This is a genomic window from Variovorax paradoxus (assembly GCF_024734665.1).
GTDB lineage: Bacteria > Pseudomonadota > Gammaproteobacteria > Burkholderiales > Burkholderiaceae_C > Variovorax.
Genome location: NZ_CP102931.1, coordinates 3,469,647 through 3,490,524, shown reverse-complemented (window position 1 = coordinate 3,490,524; position 20,878 = coordinate 3,469,647). Strand labels below are relative to the sequence as shown.

Here is a 20,878-nt window from a genome sequence, read left to right as displayed (position 1 = left end):
CAGTCCTTCAAGTGCCGTTGCGCAATTCGCAATTCTCAAATGAAAAAGCCCGCTGCTTCCACGGCAGCGGGCTCGACCGGCGCGACCTGGCCCGAAGGCTCAGGCTTCCGGCGCCACCGTCCCCGGCAATGCCGGCTGTCCCGGCGGGCTCTCCGCGCTTTCTTCCTTCTGATGCCGCGCCGCAATGAACAGGTACATCGCAGGCACGACAAACAAGGTGAACAGCGTGCCGATCGACAGCCCGCTGAAGATCACGATGCCCATCGCCTTGCGTCCGGCCGCGCCGGCGCCCGAGGCAATGACCAGCGGCAGCACGCCGAACACCATTGCCGCGGTGGTCATCAGAATCGGCCGCAGCCGTGTGCCGGCCGCTTCGACGATGGCGTCGAGCTTGCTCAGCCCCTGCTTCTGCAGCCGGTTCGCCACTTCGACGATCAGGATGCCGTGCTTGCTGATCAGCCCCATCAGCGTGACCAGCCCCACTTGCGTGTAGATGTTCATCGAGGCAAAGCCCCAGAAGATGAAGATCATGGCGCCGAAGAGGGCCAGCGGCACCGACACCAGAATGACGACCGGGTCGCGGAAGCTTTCGAACTGCGCCGCCAGCGCCAGGAACACGATGATCAGCGCGAACAGGAAGGTGATGGCGAAGTTGCCCGACTCCTGCACGAACTGGCGCGATTGGCCCGAGTAGTCGACCGTGTAGCCGCTCGGCGCCAGCTGCTGCACCACGCCGCGCAGGTACTCCAGCGTTTCGCCCTGCGTGCCGCTGGGCACGCCCTGGATGGTCACGGAGTTGAGCTGCTGGAAGTGGTTCACCGTCTCGGGCTGCACCGTGTACTTCAGGCTCGCGACCGTGCTTGCCGGCACCACGCCGTTCGGGGTCTTGATGTAGAAGTTGAGCACGTCAGACGGGTTGAGCCGGTCGACTTGCTGCACCTGCGGAATCACCTTGTACGAGCGGCCCGAGATCGAGAAGTAGTTGACATACCCGCCGCCCAGCGCCGCGCCCATCGCGTTGCCTACGTCCTGCTGCGTGATGCCCAGCGTGGCGATCTTGTCGCGGTCGACCACCACGGTGGCCTGCGGCAAGTCGATCTTCAGGTCGGCGTCGATGTAGTAGAACTTTCCGTCCGCACGCGCCTTGTCCATGATTTGCTGCGCGAGTGTGTTCAGGTTCTCGAAGGGCTCGGTCGTCTTGATGACGAACTGCACCGGCAGGCCCGAGGCGCCCGGCAGCGCCGGGAACTGGAAGGCCACGACCTTCGCGCCTGCAATACCGTTCCAGCGGTTCTGCAGGTCGGCCTGGATCTCGTGCGCGCTGCGCGTGCGCTGGTCCCAGGGCTTGAGCAGCACGCCGGCAATGCCTGCGTTGGTGCTTGGCACGCCGGTCAGCTGGAACAGCTGCGCGTATTCGGGCGTGTCGTGCGCAACCTTGAAGATCTGGTCCGCATAGGTCTGCATCTGGTTGATGGTGGCCGTGGGCGCGCCCACCACCTGCGACAGCACGATGCCCTGGTCTTCCTCGGGCGCGAGCTCCGACTTCGACATCTTGAACATCACGAACAGCAGCGCCACGAGGATGGCGCCCATCACGATCATCACCGGCCAGGTCTTCAGCACGCCGCGCAATATCAGCTGGTAGCGGCGGTGCACGCGTTCGAAGGTGTGCTCGATGAAGGTCGCGAACTTGCCGGTGTCCTGCTCGGGCTTGAAGAAGCGCGAGCACATCATCGGCGACAGCGTGAGCGCGACCACGCCCGACACCACCACCGAGCCCGCAAGCGTGAACGCGAATTCGGTGAACAGCGAGCCGGTCAGCCCGCCCTGGAAGCCGATGGGCACGTACACCGCCACCAGCACCACCGTCATGGCCAGAATGGGTCCGCCCAGCTCGCGCGCCGCGAGCAGCGAAGCCTGCATTGGCGATTTGCCCTCCCGCATGTGCCGGTCGACGTTCTCCACCACGATGATCGCGTCGTCCACCACCAGCCCGATCGCCAGCACCAGCGCCAGCAGCGTGAGCAGGTTGATGGAGTAGCCAAGCACCAGCATCACGAAGAAGGTGCCGATCAGCGACAGCGGCATGGCAATCACCGGCACCACCACTGCGCGGAAGCTGCCCAGGAAGAGATAGATCACCACCGTCACGATGATCAGCGCCTCGACCAGCGTCTTGATCACTTCGCTGATGGAGGTGTTGATGAAGTCGGTCGAGTCGTAGACGATCTTTCCGGTCAGGCCCGTGGGCAACTGGGCCTGCAGGTCGGGGAACACGGTTCGCACCTGCTTGGCCACTTCGAGGATGTTGGCCTCGGGCGCGACCTTGATGCCGATGAACACCGAGCGCACGCCGTTGAAAGCGACGTTGAAGTCGTAGTTCTCCGAGCCGAGCGTGACGTTGGCCACGTCCTGCAGCCGAACGATGGCGCCGTTGCTGCTCTTCACCGACAGCTGCTTGAACTCGTCCACGCTGTGCAGCGAGGTGCCGGCCGTGAGCGGCACGCTCACCATCTGGCCCTTGCTGGTGCCCACGGCCGCCAGGTAGTTGTTGGCGGCGAGCGCGGTGCTCACGTCGGTGGCGGTCACGCCGTAGGCGGCCATCTTCTGCGCGTCGAGCCAGGCTCGCAGCGCGAAGGTGCGCGCGCCGAGGATTTCGGCGGTCTGCACGCCCGGAATGGCGTTGAGCTTGGGCTGCACCACGCGCACCAGGAAGTCGGTCACGTTGTTGTTGGGCAGCGTGTCGCTGTAGAAGCCGATGTACATGGCATCGGTGGTCTGGCCCGTGGCCACCGTGAGCACCGGCTGCTGCGCCTGCGGTGGCAGCTGGTTGCGCACGGAGTTGACCTGCGTGTTGATCTCGGTCAGCGCGCGGTTCGAGTCGTAGTTCAGCCGCAGCGTGGCGGTGATGGTCGACACGCCCAGGCTGCTGGACGACGACAGGTAGTCGATGCCCTGTGCCTGCGACACGGCGGCTTCGAGCGGCTGCGTGATGAAGCCCGCGACCGTGGCCGCATCGGCGCCGTAGTAGGCCGTGCTGATGGTGACCACGCCGTTCTCGGTCTTCGGATACTGGTTGACCGGCAGGCCGGTCAGCGCGCGCAGCCCCAGCACCACGATCAGCAGGCTCACCACCATCGCCAGCACGGGCCGGCGGATGAAGATGTCGGTGAAGTTCATGCGGGCTGCCTCACTTTTCCTGCGGCGTCGGCGCCGCATCGTTGGTGGGCTGCACGCTGTTGTCCACCGTCACGGGCGAGCCGTTCTTCAGCTTGTTCTGTCCGCTGCTCACCACCACCTGGCCGGCTTTCAGCCCCTTGACGATGGAGATCTGGTCGCCGCGCGTCGGGCCGGTCTCGATGAAGACCTGCTCGGCGATGAGCTGCGGCTTGCCCGACGGGTTGGCCGCGGGGGCCGGCGTACCTGCAGCACCGGCAGCACCAGCCTTGGGCGGCTCGGCTTCCTTCACCACGTACACCGTGGAGCCATACGGGTTGTAGGTCACGGCGGTGGAGGGCAGCGTCAGTTGCTCCTGCACGCCGCCGATGTCGATCTTCACGTTCGCGAACATGCCGGGCAGCAGCAGCAGCTTGGGGTTCGTCACCGTGGCCTCGACCTGCACGTTGCGCGTGGTGGAATCTACCTTCGGGCTGATCGCGTTGATCTTGCCGGTGAAGCTCTGGCCCGGGAAGGTGTCGACAGTCAGGTTCACCACCTGGCCCACCGCGAGGCCCGCGAGCTGCTGCTGCGGCAGCGAGAAGTCGGCGTAGATCGGGTCCAGCGTCTGCAGCGTCACGAGCTTGTCGCCTGCGTTCACGTACTGGCCCGGGTTCAGCGCGGTGATACCCAAGCGGCCCGAGAAGGGTGCGCGAATCGACTTCTTCGCCACCACGGCCGCCTGCTGCTCGACCTGCGCGCGCTTGGCTTTCAGGTCGTTGACGTCCGCGTCGATCTGCGCCTGGCTCACGGCCTGCACAGCCAGCTGCGCCTGGTCGCGCTTGAGCACGGTGGCGGCCTGCGCGGCGGCGGCTTCGGCCGAATGCAGCAGGGCGATGTCGGAGTCGGCATTGAGCTCGACCAGCAGCGCGCCGGCCTTCACGTCCTGGCCGGACTTGAAGTGCACTGTGCGCACCAGGCCCGCCACTTCGGTGCTGAGGTCGGCGCCGCGCACCGGGTTCAGCGTGCCGACTGCGGTGAACTGCGTCTGCCACTGCAGCTTCTGCACCTGGGCCGTCGACACGGTCTGCGGCGCCGGCTTGGGCACGGCCGCGATCAGCGCGCGGATCTGCATGAACTTGCCGAACGCGAGCACGGCGACCAGCAGCAGTACGCAGCCGATCATGATGATCATTCTCCGGGTCATAGGTAGGCTTTTCTTCGTGTTATTTGATGGAGGTATTCGGTCAGTTCTGTGCGGCGGGCTGTGCCACCGGCTGCCCCGGCGCGATCACCGCATCGGCCAGCGCGCCGCGGTTCCACCAGCCGCCGCCAAGCGCCTGGAAGAGGGCGGCGGTGTCGGCATAGCGCGCGGCCTGCGCCTGCACCAGCGCGGTGTGCGTCTGCAGCCAGGCCTGCTGCGCGGTGAGCAGCGTGACGTAGCTCACCGCGCCGGCGCGGAACTGCGCGGTCGACAGGTCGAGCGACTGCCTTGCAAGGGATTCGGCCGTGGCCTGGGTCTGCAGGGCGTTGGCGTCGAGTTCCAGCGCGCGCAAGGCATCGGCTACGTTCTGGAAGGCGCCGAGCACGGTGTTGCGGTACTGCGCCGCCGCCGAGTCGTAGGCCGCGACCGCCGCGCGCTGCTGCGCGCGCAGGGCGCCGCCGTTGAAGATCGGCTGCGTGAGCCCGGCGCCGATGTTCCACAGGGTGGTCGGGCCGGTGAACAGGTCGCGCGCCCGCAAGGCGCTGTTGCCGTAGCTGGCGCTCAGCTGGATCTGTGGATAGAGGTTGGCCGTGGCCACGCCAACTGCCGCGCTGGCCTGGTGCAGCTGCGCTTCGCTGGCACGCACGTCGGGGCGCTGGCGCGCGAGCTCGGAGGGCAGAGACAGCGGCAGCGCCTGCGGCAGCGAGAGGCTTGCCAGGTCGAACTCGGGCAGGCCCGCTTCGGACGGCAGCCGGCCCGCGAACACCGCGAGCTGGTGACGCGTTTGCGCGAGCGATTTCTCGATGGGCGGCACTGTGGCCTCCGTCTGCGCGACCTGCGTGCGCTGCTGCAGCACGATCGACTTCGCGATCGCGCCGGTGTCGAACTGCTTTTCGATCACGTTCAGCTGCTCGCGCTGCGCCTGCAGCACCTCGCGCACGGCCTGCAGCTGCGCGCGCAGCGAGGCTTCGCGGATGGCTGTGGTGACGAGGTTCGAGGTCAGCGTGAGGTAGACCGCCTCGACCTGGTAGCGCTGCGCTTCCACCGCGGCCTGTTCGCCTTCGATCTGCCGGCGCGAACCGCCGAACACGTCGAGGTTGTAGCTGACGTTGACCGAGGCGTTGTACAGCGTGAGCAGCTGGCCGCCCGGCACCTGTGTGCTGACTTCGGATGCGCGCTCGCGCTGCACGCCGAGCTGTCCCGTGACCTGTGGCCACAGCAGGTTGCCCGACTTGGCGTCGTACGTGGCCTCGGCCTGGCGCAATGCGGCCTGTGCAGAAGCCAGCGTGGGGCTCTGCGCGAGCGACGCGCGGATCAGCTGGTCGAGCGGCTCCGAACGGAACACGTCCCACCACTGGGCGGGGATGTCGCGTCCCGCCAGCAACTCCTGGGACTGGCCGGCCGGCACGTTGGCCTGTGCCGTGCGCGCGGGTACCGGCGCGGGCGTGTAGTCGGCGCCGCTGGCGGCGGCCGGCAGATCAGGCGTCTTGAAGTCGGGGCCGACCGCACAGGCGCTCAATAGCAGCAGGACGGCACCGAGCACGGCACCCTGGGCAGGCCGCCCCATTCGTCGGCGCGCGGAAGCCGCGCGCGGAGAACTGGGGGGACCCTCCAACGCATTGTTTTCTTGATTTGGCATGGGGCAGCGGTTGTACACCCGGACCGTCCGGGATACCTGACTTTCCTGAAATGTCGTCGTCTGCGCTCCACGCCGCAAGAGCGATGCGACGAAATTTGCACTGCGTGGTGCGAAATGCATGGGCACGGCGCGAACCGCGGCTACCGGAATGCAGTCCTTTGCTTTCCTTTTTCTTTTCGCCGTTGCCGAATCTGTTCCGCGCGGGCTCCCGTATTGAAGACAGCCGCTGCCATTTCGCGGTGGTCGGTCATTCATTCAACTAGGAGCATCTTCATGCAGCGCAAACTTCATCGCCTCGCCGCGGTCTCTCTCGCCATCGCACTGTCCGCCGGCGCAGTTTCGGCCCTTGCGGCTTCGGTCATGGTGGGCGGCGCGCCGATGTTGCCGACCAAGGACATCATCGACAACGCAGTCAACTCCAAGGACCACACGACGCTGGTTGCCGCGGTCAAGGCTGCTGGCCTGGTCGACACGCTCAAGGGCCCCGGTCCGTTCACCGTGTTCGCGCCCACCAACGCCGCCTTCGCCGCACTGCCGGCCGGCACCGTCGATACCCTGCTCAAGCCCGAAAGCAAAGACGCCCTGACCGGTGTGCTGACCTACCACGTGGTGACCGGCAAGCTGGACGCAGCCGCGCTGAAGAAAGAGATCAAGGCAGGCAAAGGCTCGGCCGAACTCAAGACCGTGGCCGGCGGCACGCTCGTAGCCAAGGAAAAGAGCGGCAAGATCACCCTCACCGACGAGAAAGGCGGCACCGCCACGGTGACGATCCCCAACGTCTACCAGTCGAACGGCGTGATCCACGTGGTCAACAAGGTGCTCCTCCCCAAGTAAACCCACGGCTCATTCCAGAAACACCACGGAACCGGCTCCGCCGGGCCGTAGGTGTTGCCCCCGGTAGGGGGAAGGAGAAGCGACACGAAGTGCGCGCAGCCTGGGGGCGAGCAAAAAAAAGCCCGCACTAGGCGGGCTTGAAGGTGACCTGCTGGAGGAGGGAGGATCAGAGGATGCAGGCCACAGGGAGAGACATGAATATCGCCTGTGAACCTGCACGCAACCTGACCTCGCTGGAATCTTGTTCCAGGCTCATTCCTCGCTAATTCTTGGACCGTCTGCGCTCAGTCTTCGTCTTCCCATTTGCCGACCACGGTGCCCAGCACGGTGAAGGCCTCGCGCACCGGCTCGTGCTTCGGATTCAGCGGCAGCAGCCAGCGTCGGCCGTCGTCTTCCTTGTAGACCTTGAAGGTGACCTCTCCGCTGTCCTCGAGCTTCGCGATGATGCGTTCACCGTCCTCGGGCTTCCTCAGCGACGTATCGACGAACACGATCGACTCCGCGGGATAGCTCTTCAGATGGCCGCTGGACGCCGTCATGCTGTCGCCGCGCACGCGCAGGGCGTAGCTCTGGAGGCTGTGGTGGGCGATGCAGGGAATCCAGCGCTCGGCACGCGGCTGTTGCGAGACTTCGTGGCTGTCCCAGTTGGCGGCATCCGCCCAGGAAATGAGGGGCACGGTGCCGGGCGTGCGGGGCGAGAACGACGGAATCAATGGCGCAATGTGCGTCACCCGGTAGGGGCCCGGCGGCTCGTTGGCCTTGTCGCGGGCCTGGCGGATCTGGTCTTCGTCCCAAGGGGCAGGGCCGTCGCCGGTGTCGAGCCAGTTCGGATCGGCGCGGTAGGCGCGCGCCAGCGCGAGCACGCTCATCGACCGGCTGACGTCCCCCCGCTCGATCTTGGAAATGCTGGACTGTTTGACGCCGGAAGCCGCCTCGGCCTGCTTCTGGGTCATCTTGGCGAATTTGCGCGCGGCCAATGCGCGTGTGGCAATGCTCTCCATCGGTTGGGGATTTAAGCCCAAACGAATATTCTTCCTGAACTCTAGAATATTAAAAAAAGGGAGTATTGCCATGAAGCCACGCGAGTTGGTGCTGGCGCTGAGGGCCATGGGGCTCACGCAGAAGCAGATCGAACAGAGAACCGGTATTCCGCAGCCAACGGTCAGCAAGATCGGCCTGGGTCGGGTGGGCGACGTGATGTCGCGCCACTACCTCGCGCTGCTGGCCGCTTATGAGCAGCGGGTGAGGGAAGAGGCGCTGGAGCCCGCGCCGCAGGTCTTTCGCCAGCCGTCCGTCAATGAATAGGCCGTGCGCCGCAGACGATTGCCGTCGGGCCTGTGGCTCGACCGCGCGCTGTGCGTGCTGCTGGCGCTACTGTCCCTGGCGGGGTTGGTTGTCGGGCTGATCGCGGCGCGGCCGGCCATCGCCGGCGGCGGCTGCTTCGGGCTGGTCTGCGCGGCGTGGGCGGCGCAGGTGCTGTTCGACCGCGAGGCGCTCAGGCGCTCGCGAGCGGTTCGGGCGGCGCGAGAGCGAGGGTGGAGCTGACGCGCACGCAGTCCTTGATGTGCTGCTCGCCCAGCGCGCGCAGCGCCGCATAGCCGAGCGCGGCCGACACGATCTGCCCGGCAATGGGCACGTACTTGGTCGCCTGCTTGGCCGTGAGGCGCACGCCAGCGTGCTTTGCCAGCCGGATCAGCAGGTCGCGCGTGACGAGCCGCCCGACCAGCAGGGCGCCGACAGTGGTCGCAGCCTTCTGGATGCGCTCGCGCTGGTGCGGCGCGAGCTTTTCGACCTGGGTGACCGAAAGGCCGAACTCCGCGCTGATCTGCGGCACCAGCCGCGAGAGCAGCGCCGCGTCGGCCATCCAGTCGATGCCGGGCAGCGGCACGGCGCTGGCCGCTGCCGCCATCAGCGCCTTGCTGGTGATGAGGCGGCGGCTGCGGTGCACGGCGGCGATGAGTTTTTCGTCACCCCGGGCCAGTTCGATTGCAGACGGCATCCAGCGGCTCCCTTGTTGTCGGCTTCCAGGCTCAGGCCGCTAGCGCTTCCAGCTGGTCCGACAGGGCCAGCCAGCGCTCCTCGAGGCGGCCGATTTCATCGTTGAGGGCTTTCAGCCGCTTGCCGGCTTCGGCGATCTCGGCGGAAGGCAGCGGTTGCGCCAGGCGCGCCTCGAGCGCGGTGCGTTCGGTGCCGGCCGCGGCCAGGCGCTCGTCGATCTGGGCGATCTCGCGCTTGATCGGCTTGGCCTGGTCGCTGCGCTGCTGGCGCTCCTGGGCGTCCTGCTTGCGCTGCTGCGGGGCTGCGGGCGCGGCCACCGGCGCAGCAGCGGCCGCAGCCGCCGCGCTGACGGCCTCGCGCACGGCCACCTTGGCCTCTTCGCGCAGGCGCTTGGCTTCGTCGAGCAGGTAGCGCTGGTAGTCGTCCAGGTCGCCGTCGAAATCGCCGACCACGCCGCGGCCCACCAGCCAGAACTCGTCGCACACCGAGCGCAGCAGCGCACGGTCGTGGCTCACCAGCATCAGCGTGCCCTCGAACTCGTTGAGCGCCACGGCCAGTGCCTCGCGGGTGGCCAGGTCCAGGTGATTGGTAGGTTCGTCGAGCAGCAGCAGGTTGGGGCGCTGCCACACCATCATTGCGAGCACGAGGCGGGCCTTTTCGCCGCCGCTCATGGTGCCCACGGCCTGCTTGACCATGTCGCCGCTGAAGTTGAAGCTGCCGAGAAAGCCGCGCAGCGCTTGCTCGCCGGTGGCTTCCTTCACGCTGCTGCCTAGCTCGCGCGCCATGCGCACCATGTGTTCGAGCGGCGTGTCTTGCGGGCGCAGCACGTCGAGTTCCTGTTGCGCGAAGTAGCCGATGTTCAGGCCCTTGCCCTCGGTGACTTGGCCGGCCAGCGCACCCATTTCACGCGCGATGGTCTTCACCAGCGTCGACTTGCCCTGGCCGTTGGCGCCCAGGATGCCGATGCGCTGGCCCGCCAGCACCGAGCGGCTGACGCCGCGCAGGATGGTCTTGGGCTCTTCGTTTTCGATCTCATAGCCGAAGCTCGCGTTGCTGATCGACAGCATCGGGTTGGGAATGTTGCCCGGCTCCTTGAACTCGAAGGTGAAGTCGGCCTCGGCCAGCAGCGGCGCCACGCGCTCCATGCGCTCCAGCGCCTTGACCCGGCTTTGCGCCTGCTTGGCCTTGCTGGCCTTGGCCTTGAAGCGGTCGATGAACTTCTGCAGATGGGCGATCTTGTCCTGCTGCTTGCTGAAGGCAACCTGCTGCTGCTCCATCTGCAGCGCGCGCATGTCCTCGAACTTGCTGTAGTTGCCGCCGTAGCGCGTGAGCTGGGCATTGGCGATGTGCAGGGTGACGTCTGTCACGGCGTCGAGAAACTCGCGGTCGTGGCTGATGACGATCATGGTGCCCGGGTACTTCTGCAGCCAGGCTTCGAGCCACACCAGCGCGTCCAAGTCCAGGTGGTTGGTGGGTTCGTCGAGCAGCAGCAGGTCGCTCGGGCACATCAGCGCGCGGGCCAGTTGCAGGCGCATGCGCCAGCCGCCGGAGAAGCTGTTGACGGGCTCGTCGAGCTCGTGCGACTTGAAGCCCAGGCCCAGGATGAGCGCCTGCGCACGCGGCACGGCGTCGTGCTCGCCGGCATCGGCCAGGTCGGTGTAGGCGTGGGCCAGTTCCATGCCGATGTCGGCGTCGTCGGGGTTCTCTGTGTAGGCGGCCTCGATGGCGGCCAGCGACTCGCGCAGCTCGGTCAGGCGGGTGTCGCCGCCCACCACGAAGTCGGTTGCCGACTCCTCGGTTTCGGGCATGTTCTGCGCCACCTGGGCCATGCGCCAGTGCTTGGGCACCGAGAAATCGCCGCCGTCTTCGTGCAGCGTGCCGTTGAGCAGGGCGAACAGGGTCGACTTGCCGGCGCCGTTGCGCCCCACCAGGCCGACCTTTTCGCCGGGGTTGAGGGTGACGGTGGCGCCGTCGAGCAGAACCTTGGCGCTGCGGCGAAGAATGACGTTTTTGAGAGTAATCATGAAAGAGGAACCGTAGGGGCGATTATCCCGCCCGTCCTTTGCGGCCCGGCGAAAGGGGGCAAAAGCGCAGGGGAAAGGCGCGGCAGGCGCGGGGAATGGCCCGGTGAATGGGGTTTCGCGGCCAGTGGCTGCGAGAAAGCGGCTGAAGGGCTTGGAGCTGGCGCAGCTAACGCACGCCGGCGCCGGCCACCAGGGCGTCGCGCGTGACAAGCAAGACCTGGTCCTCGCCCGCCGAGGTTTCGAGCCAGACTACTTCGAGCTGCGGGAAGGCGGCCTCGAAGTAGTCGCGCTCGTTGCCGATTTCCAGCACCAGCACCGCCTGCTCGCTCATGCGCGAGGGCGCGTCGGCAAACAGCTGGCGCACGAAATCCATGCCGTCGGTGCCGCCGGCCAGCGCCAGTTCAGGCTCGGCGCGGTATTCGGCGGGCAGGGCGGCCATGCTGGCGCTGTTTACGTAGGGCGGGTTGCAAAGCACGAGGTCGTACGGGCCGGGCACGTTCTTCAGGCCATCCGATTCGATCAGCGTGACGCGAGCGTCCAACTGATGGCGGGTGACGTTGATGGCTGCCACTTCGAGCGCCTCGACCGACAGGTCGGCTGCGTCCACCGTCACATCCGGATAGGTCAGCGCCGCGAGCACCGCGAGGCTGCCGTTGCCGGTGCACAGGTCGAGCACGCGCAGCGTATGTTCGCCCAGCCAGTAGTCGATGCTGCCATCGGCGATCAGCTCGGCGATGAAGCTGCGCGGCACGATGGCGCGCTCGTCCACGTAGAAGGGCAAGCCCTGCAGCCAGGCTTCCTTGGTGAGGTAGGCGGCGGGCTTGCGCGTGGCAATGCGCTCGTCGATCAGCGCGGCGACCTTGCCGGCGTCGGCGGGCGACACGGGCCTGTCGGCCACGCTGTCGAGGTCGTCCAGCGGCAGCTTCAGGCGCCACAACACGAGCCAGGCAGCTTCGTCGAAGGCGTTGGCGGTGCCGTGCCCAAAGGCCACGCCAGCCTCTTCGAGCTTCTTGGCGCCCGACTCGATCAGTTCGATGACCGTGCTCATGCCGCAAGCGCAGCGTCGAGCTGCTTCAGCGTGCGCACGTAGATGTTCTTCAGCGTCTCGATCTCGGCCACGTCGATGTGCTCGTCGATCTTGTGGATGCTGGCGTTCACCGGGCCCAGCTCCACCACCTGCTTGCAGATCTTGGCGATGAAGCGCGCGTCGCTGGTGCCGCCGCTGGTCGACAGCTCGGTCTCGATGCCGGTCTCATCGCGGATCGCGCCCTGCACGGCCGTGACCAGTTCGCCCGGCGTGGTCAGGAAGGGCAGGCCGCCGATGGTCCAGGCCAGCGTGTAGTCGACCTTGTGCGCGTCGAGCACGGCGTGCACGCGCTGCTGCAGCGACTCGGGTGTCGATTCGGTCGAGAAGCGGAAGTTGAAGTCGATCACCGCGCTGCCCGGAATCACGTTGCTCGCGCCTGTGCCCGAGTGGAAATTGCTGATCTGCCAGCTGGTCGGCTGGAAGTAGGGGTTGCTTGCGGCGTCCCAGCCGCCGGCGGCGTTGATGGCCACCAGTTCGGCCAGCGCGGGCGCTACCGAATGCACCGGGTTCTTCGCCAGGTGCGGGTAGGCGATGTGGCCCTGCACGCCCTTCACTGTGAGCTTGCCGCTCATGGTGCCGCGGCGGCCGTTCTTGATCATGTCGCCGCAGCGCTCCACGGCAGTGGGTTCGCCGACGATGCAGTAGTCGATGACCTCGCCTCGGGCGGCCAGTGCATTGCAGACGATGACGGTGCCGTCGACGCCGGGGCCTTCTTCATCGCTGGTGAGCAGCAGCGCCAGCGTGAGCTTCGGCTCGGGCACGGCCTGCAGGAATTCCTCGATCGAGGTCACGAAGGCCGCGACCGAGGTCTTCATGTCGCAGGCGCCGCGACCGTAGAGCTTGCCGTCGCGGTGCGTGGGCGTGAAGGGGTGGCTGGTCCATTGCTCGACGGGGCCGGTGGGCACCACGTCGGTGTGGCCGGCGAACACGAGCGTCTTGGTCGCGGCCGCGTTCGCGGGGCGGCGCACCGCCCACAGGTTGGTCACGCGGAAGTCGGCCGGGCCGCTCTCGATGGTTTCCAGGGTGAAGCCCAGTTGCGCCAGCCGCTCGCCGAGGATCTGTTGGCAGCCCGCATCGTCGGGGGTGACGGAGGGGCGCGAGATGAGTTGCTCGGCGAGCTGGAGCGTACGGGACATCGGGAAAAGGCTTGGTTCAGAACTTCACGTCGAGCGTGATGTCGGTGAAGGTGGGTTCATCGACCTGGTCGGTCAGATGGCGGTCGTCGACCTGCGGTTTGGGCGCGGCGCGGTTCTGCAGGCGCCACATCAGGTTGGTGGGCGAGTCGGCTTGCGACAGGCCTTCTTCGCGCGTGACGCGCTCTTCGGTGATGAGGCGGGCGATGTCTTCCTCGAAGGTCTGCGAGCCTTCGGCCATCGACTTTTCCATCGCTTCCTTTACGGCGGAGAAGTCGCCCTTTTCGATCAGCTCGGCCACCAGCGCGGTGTTGAGCATGACTTCGAGCGCCGGCACGCGACCGCCGGCCGGCGTGCGCAGCAGGCGCTGCGACACGATGGCGCGCAGCGCGCCGCCCAGGTCGCCCAGCAGCGTGGGACGCACCTCGACCGGGAAGAAACTCAGGATGCGGTTCAGCGCGCGGTAGCTGTTGTTGGCGTGCAGCGTGGCCACGCACAGGTGGCCCGACTGCGCATAAGCGATGGCGGCGGTCATGGTGTCGCGGTCGCGGATTTCGCCGATCTGGATCACGTCGGGCGCCTGGCGCAGCGCGTTCTTCAGCGCCGTCTGCAGCGAGGTGGTGTCGCTGCCCACGTCGCGCTGGTTCACCACCGATTTCTTGTTGGTGTAGGTGAACTCGATCGGCTCCTCGACCGTGAGGATGTGGCCGCTGGCGTGTTCGTTGCGGTAGTCGAGCATCGAGGCCAGCGTGGTGGTCTTGCCCGCGCCCGTGGCGCCGACCATCAGGATCAGCCCGCGCTTTTCCATGATCAGCGTCTTCAGGATGTCGGGCAGGTTCAGATCGGCAAAGCTCGGGATGTCGGCGGCAATGTGCCGCACCACCACCGCGTAGGTGCCGCGCTGGCGCATGGCGCTCACGCGGTAGTTGCCGGCGCCTTCGAGGGCGACGGCCATGTTGAGTTCGCCCGTGCTTTCCAGCTCCTGGATACGGGCGGCGGGCACCACTTCGGACAGCAGCGCGAGCGGCGCGGTCGGAGGCAGCACCTGCGCGTTGATGGGCACGCAGATGCCGTTGATGCGGATCAGCACCGGGGAGTGGGCCGAGAGGTAGATGTCGGAGGCCTTGCGCTCGGCCATCAAACGAAGAATTCGCTCCATCATGTTCATCGGTCTCTCTCCTGGGGTGCTGTTGTTTTCTCTAAGGGGAAAAGGGTTCGGCCTTGAAAGAGCCGATCAGTCGCGCAGCAGGTCGTTCAGCGAAGTGGTGGAGCGCGTCTTGGCGTCGACCTTCTTCACGATGATGGCGGCGTACATGCTGTAGCGGCCGTTGTCCTTGGGCAGGCTGCCGGCCACGACGACCGAGCCGGCGGGCACGCGGCCGAAATGGGTTTCGCCGGTGGCGCGGTCGTAGATGGGGGTGCTCTGGCCGATGAACACGCCCATCGACAGCACCGAGTTTTCTTCGACCACCACGCCTTCGACCACTTCCGAGCGGGCGCCGATGAAGCAGTTGTCTTCGATGATGGTCGGGCCGGCCTGCAGCGGCTCGAGCACGCCACCGATGCCGACGCCGCCCGACAGGTGCACGTTGGCACCAATTTGTGCGCACGAACCCACGGTGGCCCAGGTGTCGACCATGGTGCCTTCGCCCACGTAGGCGCCGATGTTCACGTACGAGGGCATCAGGATCGCGCCCTTGGCGATGAAGCTGCCGCGGCGGGCCACGGCCGGCGGCACGATGCGCACGCCCGATTCCTTCAGCTCACCGGCCGACAGGTGCGAGAACTTGGTGGGCACCTTGTCGTAGAAACCGAGCGAGCCGGCCTGCATCTGCTCGTTGTCCTTCAGGCGGAACGACAGCAGCACGGCCTTCTTGATCCACTGGTGCACGGTCCACTTGCCGACGGCTTCGCGGGTTGCCACGCGCAGCTTGCCGTTGTTGAGCTCGGTGATGACGTGCTCGACGGCGTCGCGCACTTCGGCCGACGAGGCGGTGGGCGAGATGTTGGCGCGGTCGTCCCACGCGGCGTCGATGATTTGTTGCAGTTGCTGGGTCATTGAGAAGGTCTCGGGTGAAAAATCGGGGCAGGAAAGCGGGTCAGCGGCGGGCGTCCTTGCAGAAGCGGACGATGCGCTCGGCGGCCTCCACGCATTCGGCTGTTTCGGCCACCAGTGCCATGCGGATGCGGCCGCGGCCCGGGTTGGCGCTGTGCGCGGTCTCGCGCGCCAGATAGCTCCCCGGCAGAACCGTCACATTGTATTGAGCGTAGAGCGCGCGGGCGAAGGCTTCGTCGTCGCCAGCCCACACTTCGGGCACACCGGCCCAGAGGTAGAAACTGGCGTCGGGCAGCCGCACGTCGAGCACGGGTTCGAGCAGCGGCGTGACGGCCGCGAACTTGGCGCGGTACTGGGCGCGGTTGTCGACCACATGCGACTCGTCGCCCCAGGCCGCGATGCTGGCCGCGGCCACGGTGCCGCTCATGGCGCTGCCGTGGTAGGTGCGGTAGAGCAAGAACTTCTTGATGATGGCCGCGTCGCCCGCCACGAAGCCGCTACGCAGGCCGGGCACGTTGCTGCGCTTGGACAGCGAGGTCAGCGCAATCAGGTTGCGGAAGTCGGGCCGGCCGAGCTTCACCGAGGCTTCGAGGCCGCTGAGCGGGGGCTCGTTGCGGAAGTAGATTTCGCTGTAGCACTCGTCGGCGGCGATCACGAAGCCGTGGCGGTCCGAGAGGGCGAAGAGCTTCTTCCATTCGTCCAGCGACATTACCGCGCCCGTCGGGTTGCCCGGCGAGCAGACGAACACCAACTGCGTGCGGGCCCAGACGGCCTCGGGCACGCTGTCCCAGTCGACCGCGAAATTGCGCGCGGGCACGCTGGCCGCGTAGTACGGCTCGGCGCCCGAGAGCAGGGCCGCGCCCTCGTAGATTTGATAGAACGGGTTGGGCGACATCACCACCGGCTGCGGCGAGGCGGTGGGATCGACCACGGTCTGCGCCAGCGAGAACAGGGCTTCGCGCGAACCATTGACGGGCAGCACCTGGGTGGCTGGGTCGAGGGCGAGGCTGTAGCGGGTCTTCAGCCAGTCGGTGAAGGCGGTGCGCAGCGCCAGGTCGCCGGCGGTGGCGGGGTAGGCGGCCAGCGCGCCGAGGCTGGCGCTCAGGGCGTCCTTGATGAAGCCCGGCGTGGCGTGCTTGGGTTCGCCAATGCCCAGGCTGATGGCCGGGAACTGGGGGTTGGGCGTGACGCCCGCGAACAGTTGCTTCAGCCGTTCGAAGGGATAGGGTTGCAACCGGGAAAGCAGAGGATTCATGCCCGGGATTATCGGTGACAGGTGTTACCGCTCCTGTCGAAGCGGCTACTGGCGGCCATGACGACAGCCATGACGGCTGGCAGGCGTCAGGCCGCGCTGCGCCGGTAGAAGGCCAGCGAGCCGGCCAGCGCCAGCAGCATGCCGCCGCAGGCGCGATCGATCCAGCGTGTGGCCGACACGGTCAGCAGCCGGATCGCGCGGGCGCCGACGAAGGCGTAGGTCAGCATCACCGCCATGTCGAGGCCCGCGAAGATCAGCGCAATGACGATGTACTGCGGCGCCTGTGCGGCGGAGGGATCGATGAACTGCGGCAGCAGGGCCGAGCAGAAGATGTAGCCCTTGGGGTTGGTCACCGCCACCAGAAAAGACTTGAAGAAGATGCGCCGGCTTTCGCCCGCCGTGGCCGAAGGCGCGGCATCGGCCGCCGGCAGGTGGAAACCGCCCTTGGAGCGCAGCATGCGCAGCCCGAGCCAGGCGAGGTACACCGCACCGACCCACTTCAGCATCGAGAACCAGAACTCCGACGCCGCCAGCAGTGCGCCCAGGCCGAGCGCCACGGCGCCGACCAGTACGAAGTCGGACAGCACCGCGCCGAGCATGCCCGGCAGCGCCCGGCGCACGCCGTGGCGCGAACCGTTGCTGAGCGCCAGCAGCACCGTGGGGCCGGGCGTGGCGATGGCGGCGAAGGCCACGATGGCAAAAAGCAGGGCGGTGGCGAGCGTCATCGGGGCAGTTTCCTTCGAGAGGGGGCAGCAGCCGGTCAGATCTTCTTGACCAGCACCTGGCTCTTGCGGTCCCAGTTGTACTTGCGCTTGCGGGCCTCGGGCAGCCAGTCGGGGTTGACCTGCTGGAAGCCGCGCTTGAGGAACCAGTGCATGGTGCGCGTGGTGAGCACGAAGATGCTGTCCAGGCCCATGGCCTTGGCGCGGTGCTCGATGCGCTTGAGGATGCGCTCGCCGTCGCCCTGCGACTGCGATTGCGGCGACACCGTGAGCGCGGCCATTTCGGCGGTGCGCGCCTCTGGGTACGGGTAGAGCGCCGCGCAGCCGAAGATCACGCCGTCGTGCTCGATCACCGTGTAGTGGCCCACGTCACGCTCGATCTCGTTGCGGTCGCGCTTGACCAGCGTGCCGTCGCGCTCGAAGGGCTCGATCAGCTGCAGGATGCCGCCGATGTCGTCCACGGTGGCTTCGCGCAGGCTTTCGAGCTTCTCGTCGATCACCATGGTGCCGACGCCGTCGTGCACGTACACCTCCAGCAGCAGCGAGCCGTCGAGCGCAAAGGGCAGGATGTGGTTGCGCTCCACGCCGCCCTTGCAGGCCTTCACGCAGTGCTGCAGGTAGAAGCCCGTGTCGGTCGGCTTCTGGGCCGGCGGCAGCGAGGCCAGCAGCTTTTCGGCGGCGTCCAGCGGCAGCTCGGTGTCGATCGGGTTGTCTTCGCTCTCGGGCAGCTCGCTGTCGATGCGGATGCCGGGGATTTCCGTGAGGAAGATCAGCTTGTCGGCCTGGATGGAAATGGCAACGCTGGTGGCCACCTCTTCCATCGTCAGGTTGAAGGCTTCGCCGGTGGGCGAGAAGCCGAAGGGCGACATCAGCACCATCGCGCCGAAGTCCAGCGTGCGGCGGATGCCGGCCGCATCCACCTTGCGGACCAGGCCCGAATGCTTGAAGTCCACCCCATCGACCACGCCCACCGGTCGCGCGGTGATGAAGTTGCCCGAGATCACCCGCACCGTCGAGCCGGCCATCGGCGTGTTGGGCAGGCCCTGGCTGAAGGCGGCCTCAATCTCGTAGCGCAGCTGGCCGGCGGCTTCCTGCGCGGAGTCGAGAGCCACCTCGTCAGTGATGCGGATGCCGTGCGAATAGCGAGCCTCGTGGCCCTTGGCCGCGAGCTGTTCGTTGACCTGCGGCCGGAAGCCGTGCACCAGCACGATCTTCACGCCCATGCTCTGGATCAGCGCCAGGTCTTGCGCAATGTTCTGCAGCTTGCCTGCCGCAATCGCCTCGCCCGCCAGGCCGACCACGAAAGTCTTACCGCGGTGCGTGTGGATGTAGGGCGCGACCGAGCGGAACCAGGGCACGAAGGTGAAATTGAAGACGGTGGACATGGGGCGTGATTGTGCATTCATGAAGCGTCATTTGCCTGACTCAGGCGATCGCACGCAGCACACGGGCTGCGCTCGCGGGAATGGCCGCTCCGGAGCCCCTGGGCGGCGTCGCCGGTGGCAGGCCGGCGTTGCGGGCGCGGAAGCTCGCGAGCAGCGCTGCGTAGGCGTCCGTGGCCGCACCGGCTGCCGGGTCCGGCAGCTCGAGCATCGCGGCCAGTTCAGCCGGCGCGATGGAGCCCTCGCGCAGCAGCGCGTCGACCACCGCCATCAGCGCAGGCGTGTGCGCGTCGAGCAGCGCCAGCGCGCGTGCGTGTTCCTGCGCCAGCAGGGCCTCGATCTCGGGGTTGGTCGCCTCGATGTCGGTGTTGACGTTGTCGCCCGGGTCGTTCGCGACGTCGGTGCGACTCAGGCGCGTGCCGAAGGCGAAGTGGCGCACGTACTGCGCGGCATAGGCGGTCGCCTGCATGAAGTCTTGCGTGGCGCCCGAGGTGCAGGCCTGCTCGCCGAACACCAGCTGCTCGGCGGCGCGGCCCGCGAGGCTCACGCAGATGCGGTCGCGCAGGTTTTCCTTGGACCAGGCCTTGCGCTGCTCGTAGCTGTTGTAGCCGCCTTCGAACGAGGCCACGTTGATCTTGATTTCCTGCGGCGCGCGGGCGAACAGCAGGCCATAGGCCACGCCGTGGCCCGCCTCGTGCACGGCGAGCAGGGCTCGGAAGTCCTCGCTCGAGCGCTGCTTGAGGCGGTTCAGCTCCAGCGCGACCGGAAACTGGCGGCGCGCCTTTCGGTACTTGGCCGTGATGCACGAGGCGCCCGCGTCCAGCGTGAGCCACACCGGCTCGCTGCCGTCGGCGCGTTGCTCCAGCGCCCACAGCGCGGCATTGACCAGCGTCGCGCTCAGGATCGCGTGGATCGACGAGAACAGCGGGCGCGTGCCCTGCGCCGGGAACACGGCGTTGGCGTAGATCTGCTCGTACACGCTCGCGTCGAGCACGAAGCGCACGCCGGAGCTTTCCTGGATCTCGGCCACGTAGCGGTCGCAGATCGACAGGATCAGGCGCACGTAGGTCGCGCGGTTGAACGAGGGGTAGATCACGTGGTTGTTGCCCAGTCGGGCGATCTGCTCGGGGCGGAAGCGCTCGGCCAGCGCCTTCTTCACGTCGATGACGGAGAGCTTCTTCGTCAGCGCGTGGAAGATGTCGGCGTCGGTGTCGCAGTCTTCGACGCGCTGGGCCGTCTCGGCGTACATCTCGTCGAGGTTGCCCGAGACGAACACCAGCAGCTTGCTGTAGTCGGTCTCCCAGCTCTGCTGCGTGTCGCGGAAGGCACGCAGGCGTGCGTGCACCTCGGCGGGCTTCCACGCCATGATCTGCAGCAGGGTCTCGGAGAGCTTCAGGCAGCGCTTCACTTCGCGCGCCTCCCAGGGCGACAGGTGCAGCTTGCGCTTCTTGTCGAACTTCTTCTTGTCGGCGCCGTCGCGGTCCTGCACGAACTCGGCATGCGCGAGCGACGACTCGATCTCGCCGAGCATCGAGAGCGCGGGCGGCAGGCGGCCGTCTGACAGCAGCGCCCACACGTCCTGGTAGCGCTCAACTTTGGCGTCATTGCCGTTGCCGTCGACCGTGCGGAAGCGCTGGAATTCGTCGAGCACCAGGATGCCTGGCGTGCCTTCGGCGATACCCGATTCGGCCAGCATGGCCGAGATGGAGCCGCGGCTGTGATAGCCCGAGCCGTGGCTGAAGCCGTCCATCTGCACTTCGATGAAGCGGTCGTAGAAGCCCAGGTGCTGCGCGAGCTTGCGCACCAGTTGCGTCTTGCCGGTGCCGGTAAGGCCCCAGAGGCAGACGATGACGGGGCGGCTGATGATCTGCGGCAGCACATACCAGGCGCGCAGCGAATCGATCACGCGGTCGATGATGTCGTCGATGCCGAAGAGCTCGGTCTTCAGGGCTTCGGCAACGGTCTGCAGGTGGCGCGTGCGCTCTGCGAGCTCGGCGTGCAGACGGGAATGGATGTCTTTGGACATGGTGTTTTTCTTTTTGAATCGAACAGATACGGAAAGGCGGCCGCTCCTTCGGCATGAAGGAATCGGCAGGCAAGACGCTGTGGGTGTCGGTTGCGGCGCTTCTGTGCTCGAAGCGCGCCGACGTGAGCGAGGACGCGGGCTTCAGGCCGGGCGGGGCAACTTGACCCTCCCATGCGCGGCGGGCGCATGGCTTGCGCAGCGACGGCGCAAAGTGGTGGGGGCAAGGCAGGACATGGACGCGATCGTAGTAGCGGTTTGCAATTGAGTAAAGACTATTTACGGATCGTGTTGCGGCGAAGCAGCGCGCTGTGGATGCCGTGCAACAGCCGCGGTGCGCACCGATAATCGACGGTTTGCCCGCC

General features: G+C 66.8%; 16 protein-coding genes. 2 read left to right on the top strand and 14 right to left on the bottom strand.

Annotated features, from left to right (window positions below; translation table 11 throughout):
* Positions 1-99: 99 nt before the first annotated feature.
* From NWF24_RS16410 to NWF24_RS16400, 3 genes are all read right to left on the bottom strand, one after another.
* Positions 100-3,180, bottom strand: a complete 3,081-nt coding sequence (locus NWF24_RS16410) for an efflux RND transporter permease subunit (protein WP_258355100.1) — start codon at positions 3,178-3,180, stop codon at positions 100-102.
* A 10-nt stretch (positions 3,181-3,190) separates the two neighbouring features.
* Entirely contained in the window at positions 3,191-4,342 is a 1,152-nt protein-coding gene (locus NWF24_RS16405) for an efflux RND transporter periplasmic adaptor subunit (protein ID WP_446001731.1), read from the bottom strand.
* Positions 4,343-4,403: 61 nt separating this feature from the next.
* Positions 4,404-5,903: an efflux transporter outer membrane subunit gene (locus NWF24_RS16400; RefSeq protein ID WP_258355098.1), complete on the bottom strand. Its 1,500-nt coding sequence runs from the start codon at positions 5,901-5,903 to the stop codon at positions 4,404-4,406.
* 369 nt (positions 5,904-6,272) lie between these two features.
* Here NWF24_RS16400 and NWF24_RS16395 point away from each other — a divergent pair, with 369 nt between their 5' ends.
* Positions 6,273-6,833, top strand: coding sequence for a fasciclin domain-containing protein (locus tag NWF24_RS16395; protein WP_258355097.1), 561 nt, complete (start codon positions 6,273-6,275; stop codon positions 6,831-6,833).
* Between the two features lie 284 nt (positions 6,834-7,117).
* Here the strand turns inward: NWF24_RS16395 and NWF24_RS16390 are convergent, their stop codons facing one another.
* Entirely contained in the window at positions 7,118-7,834 is a 717-nt protein-coding gene (locus tag NWF24_RS16390) for a helix-turn-helix domain-containing protein (protein WP_258355096.1), read from the bottom strand.
* Positions 7,835-7,904: 70 nt separating this feature from the next.
* Here NWF24_RS16390 and NWF24_RS16385 point away from each other — a divergent pair, with 70 nt between their 5' ends.
* Positions 7,905-8,138 carry an XRE family transcriptional regulator gene (locus NWF24_RS16385; protein ID WP_258355095.1) on the top strand — a complete coding sequence of 78 codons (234 nt, stop codon included), beginning with the start codon at positions 7,905-7,907 and terminating at the stop codon, positions 8,136-8,138.
* 190 nt (positions 8,139-8,328) lie between these two features.
* Here the strand turns inward: NWF24_RS16385 and NWF24_RS16380 are convergent, their stop codons facing one another.
* The 10 genes from NWF24_RS16380 to NWF24_RS16335 form a co-directional block, all read right to left on the bottom strand.
* Positions 8,329-8,832, bottom strand: coding sequence for a hypothetical protein (locus tag NWF24_RS16380; RefSeq protein ID WP_258355094.1), 504 nt, complete (start codon positions 8,830-8,832; stop codon positions 8,329-8,331).
* Between the two features lie 31 nt (positions 8,833-8,863).
* Positions 8,864-10,855, bottom strand: coding sequence for an ABC-F family ATP-binding cassette domain-containing protein (locus NWF24_RS16375; protein ID WP_258355093.1), 1,992 nt, complete (start codon positions 10,853-10,855; stop codon positions 8,864-8,866).
* Positions 10,856-11,021: 166 nt separating this feature from the next.
* Positions 11,022-11,903, bottom strand: a complete 882-nt coding sequence (gene prmB / locus NWF24_RS16370) for a 50S ribosomal protein L3 N(5)-glutamine methyltransferase (RefSeq protein WP_258355092.1) — start codon at positions 11,901-11,903, stop codon at positions 11,022-11,024.
* The gene (dapE, locus tag NWF24_RS16365) at positions 11,900-13,078 is read right to left on the bottom strand and encodes a succinyl-diaminopimelate desuccinylase (protein ID WP_258355091.1); all 1,179 of its coding nucleotides are present in this window, start codon (positions 13,076-13,078) and stop codon (positions 11,900-11,902) included. Before dapE ends, prmB begins: the two co-directional genes overlap by 4 nt.
* 16 nt (positions 13,079-13,094) lie before the next feature.
* Positions 13,095-14,243 (bottom strand): PilT/PilU family type 4a pilus ATPase, encoded by a 1,149-nt coding sequence (locus NWF24_RS16360; protein WP_258355090.1) that lies wholly within the window; start codon positions 14,241-14,243, stop codon positions 13,095-13,097.
* A 66-nt stretch (positions 14,244-14,309) separates the two neighbouring features.
* Positions 14,310-15,134 carry a 2,3,4,5-tetrahydropyridine-2,6-dicarboxylate N-succinyltransferase gene (dapD, locus tag NWF24_RS16355; RefSeq protein WP_258355089.1) on the bottom strand — a complete coding sequence of 275 codons (825 nt, stop codon included), beginning with the start codon at positions 15,132-15,134 and terminating at the stop codon, positions 14,310-14,312.
* A 40-nt stretch (positions 15,135-15,174) separates the two neighbouring features.
* Entirely contained in the window at positions 15,175-16,386 is a 1,212-nt protein-coding gene (dapC, locus tag NWF24_RS16350) for a succinyldiaminopimelate transaminase (protein WP_258355088.1), read from the bottom strand.
* 86 nt (positions 16,387-16,472) lie between these two features.
* A complete protein-coding gene (locus NWF24_RS16345; protein WP_258355087.1) occupies positions 16,473-17,111 on the bottom strand; it encodes a LysE family translocator in 639 nt (212 codons plus the stop codon).
* A gap of 35 nt (positions 17,112-17,146) precedes the next feature.
* A complete protein-coding gene (gene argA, locus NWF24_RS16340; protein WP_093054709.1) occupies positions 17,147-18,493 on the bottom strand; it encodes an amino-acid N-acetyltransferase in 1,347 nt (448 codons plus the stop codon).
* A gap of 40 nt (positions 18,494-18,533) precedes the next feature.
* Positions 18,534-20,516, bottom strand: coding sequence for an AAA family ATPase (locus NWF24_RS16335; RefSeq protein ID WP_258355086.1), 1,983 nt, complete (start codon positions 20,514-20,516; stop codon positions 18,534-18,536).
* Positions 20,517-20,878 lie beyond the last annotated feature (362 nt).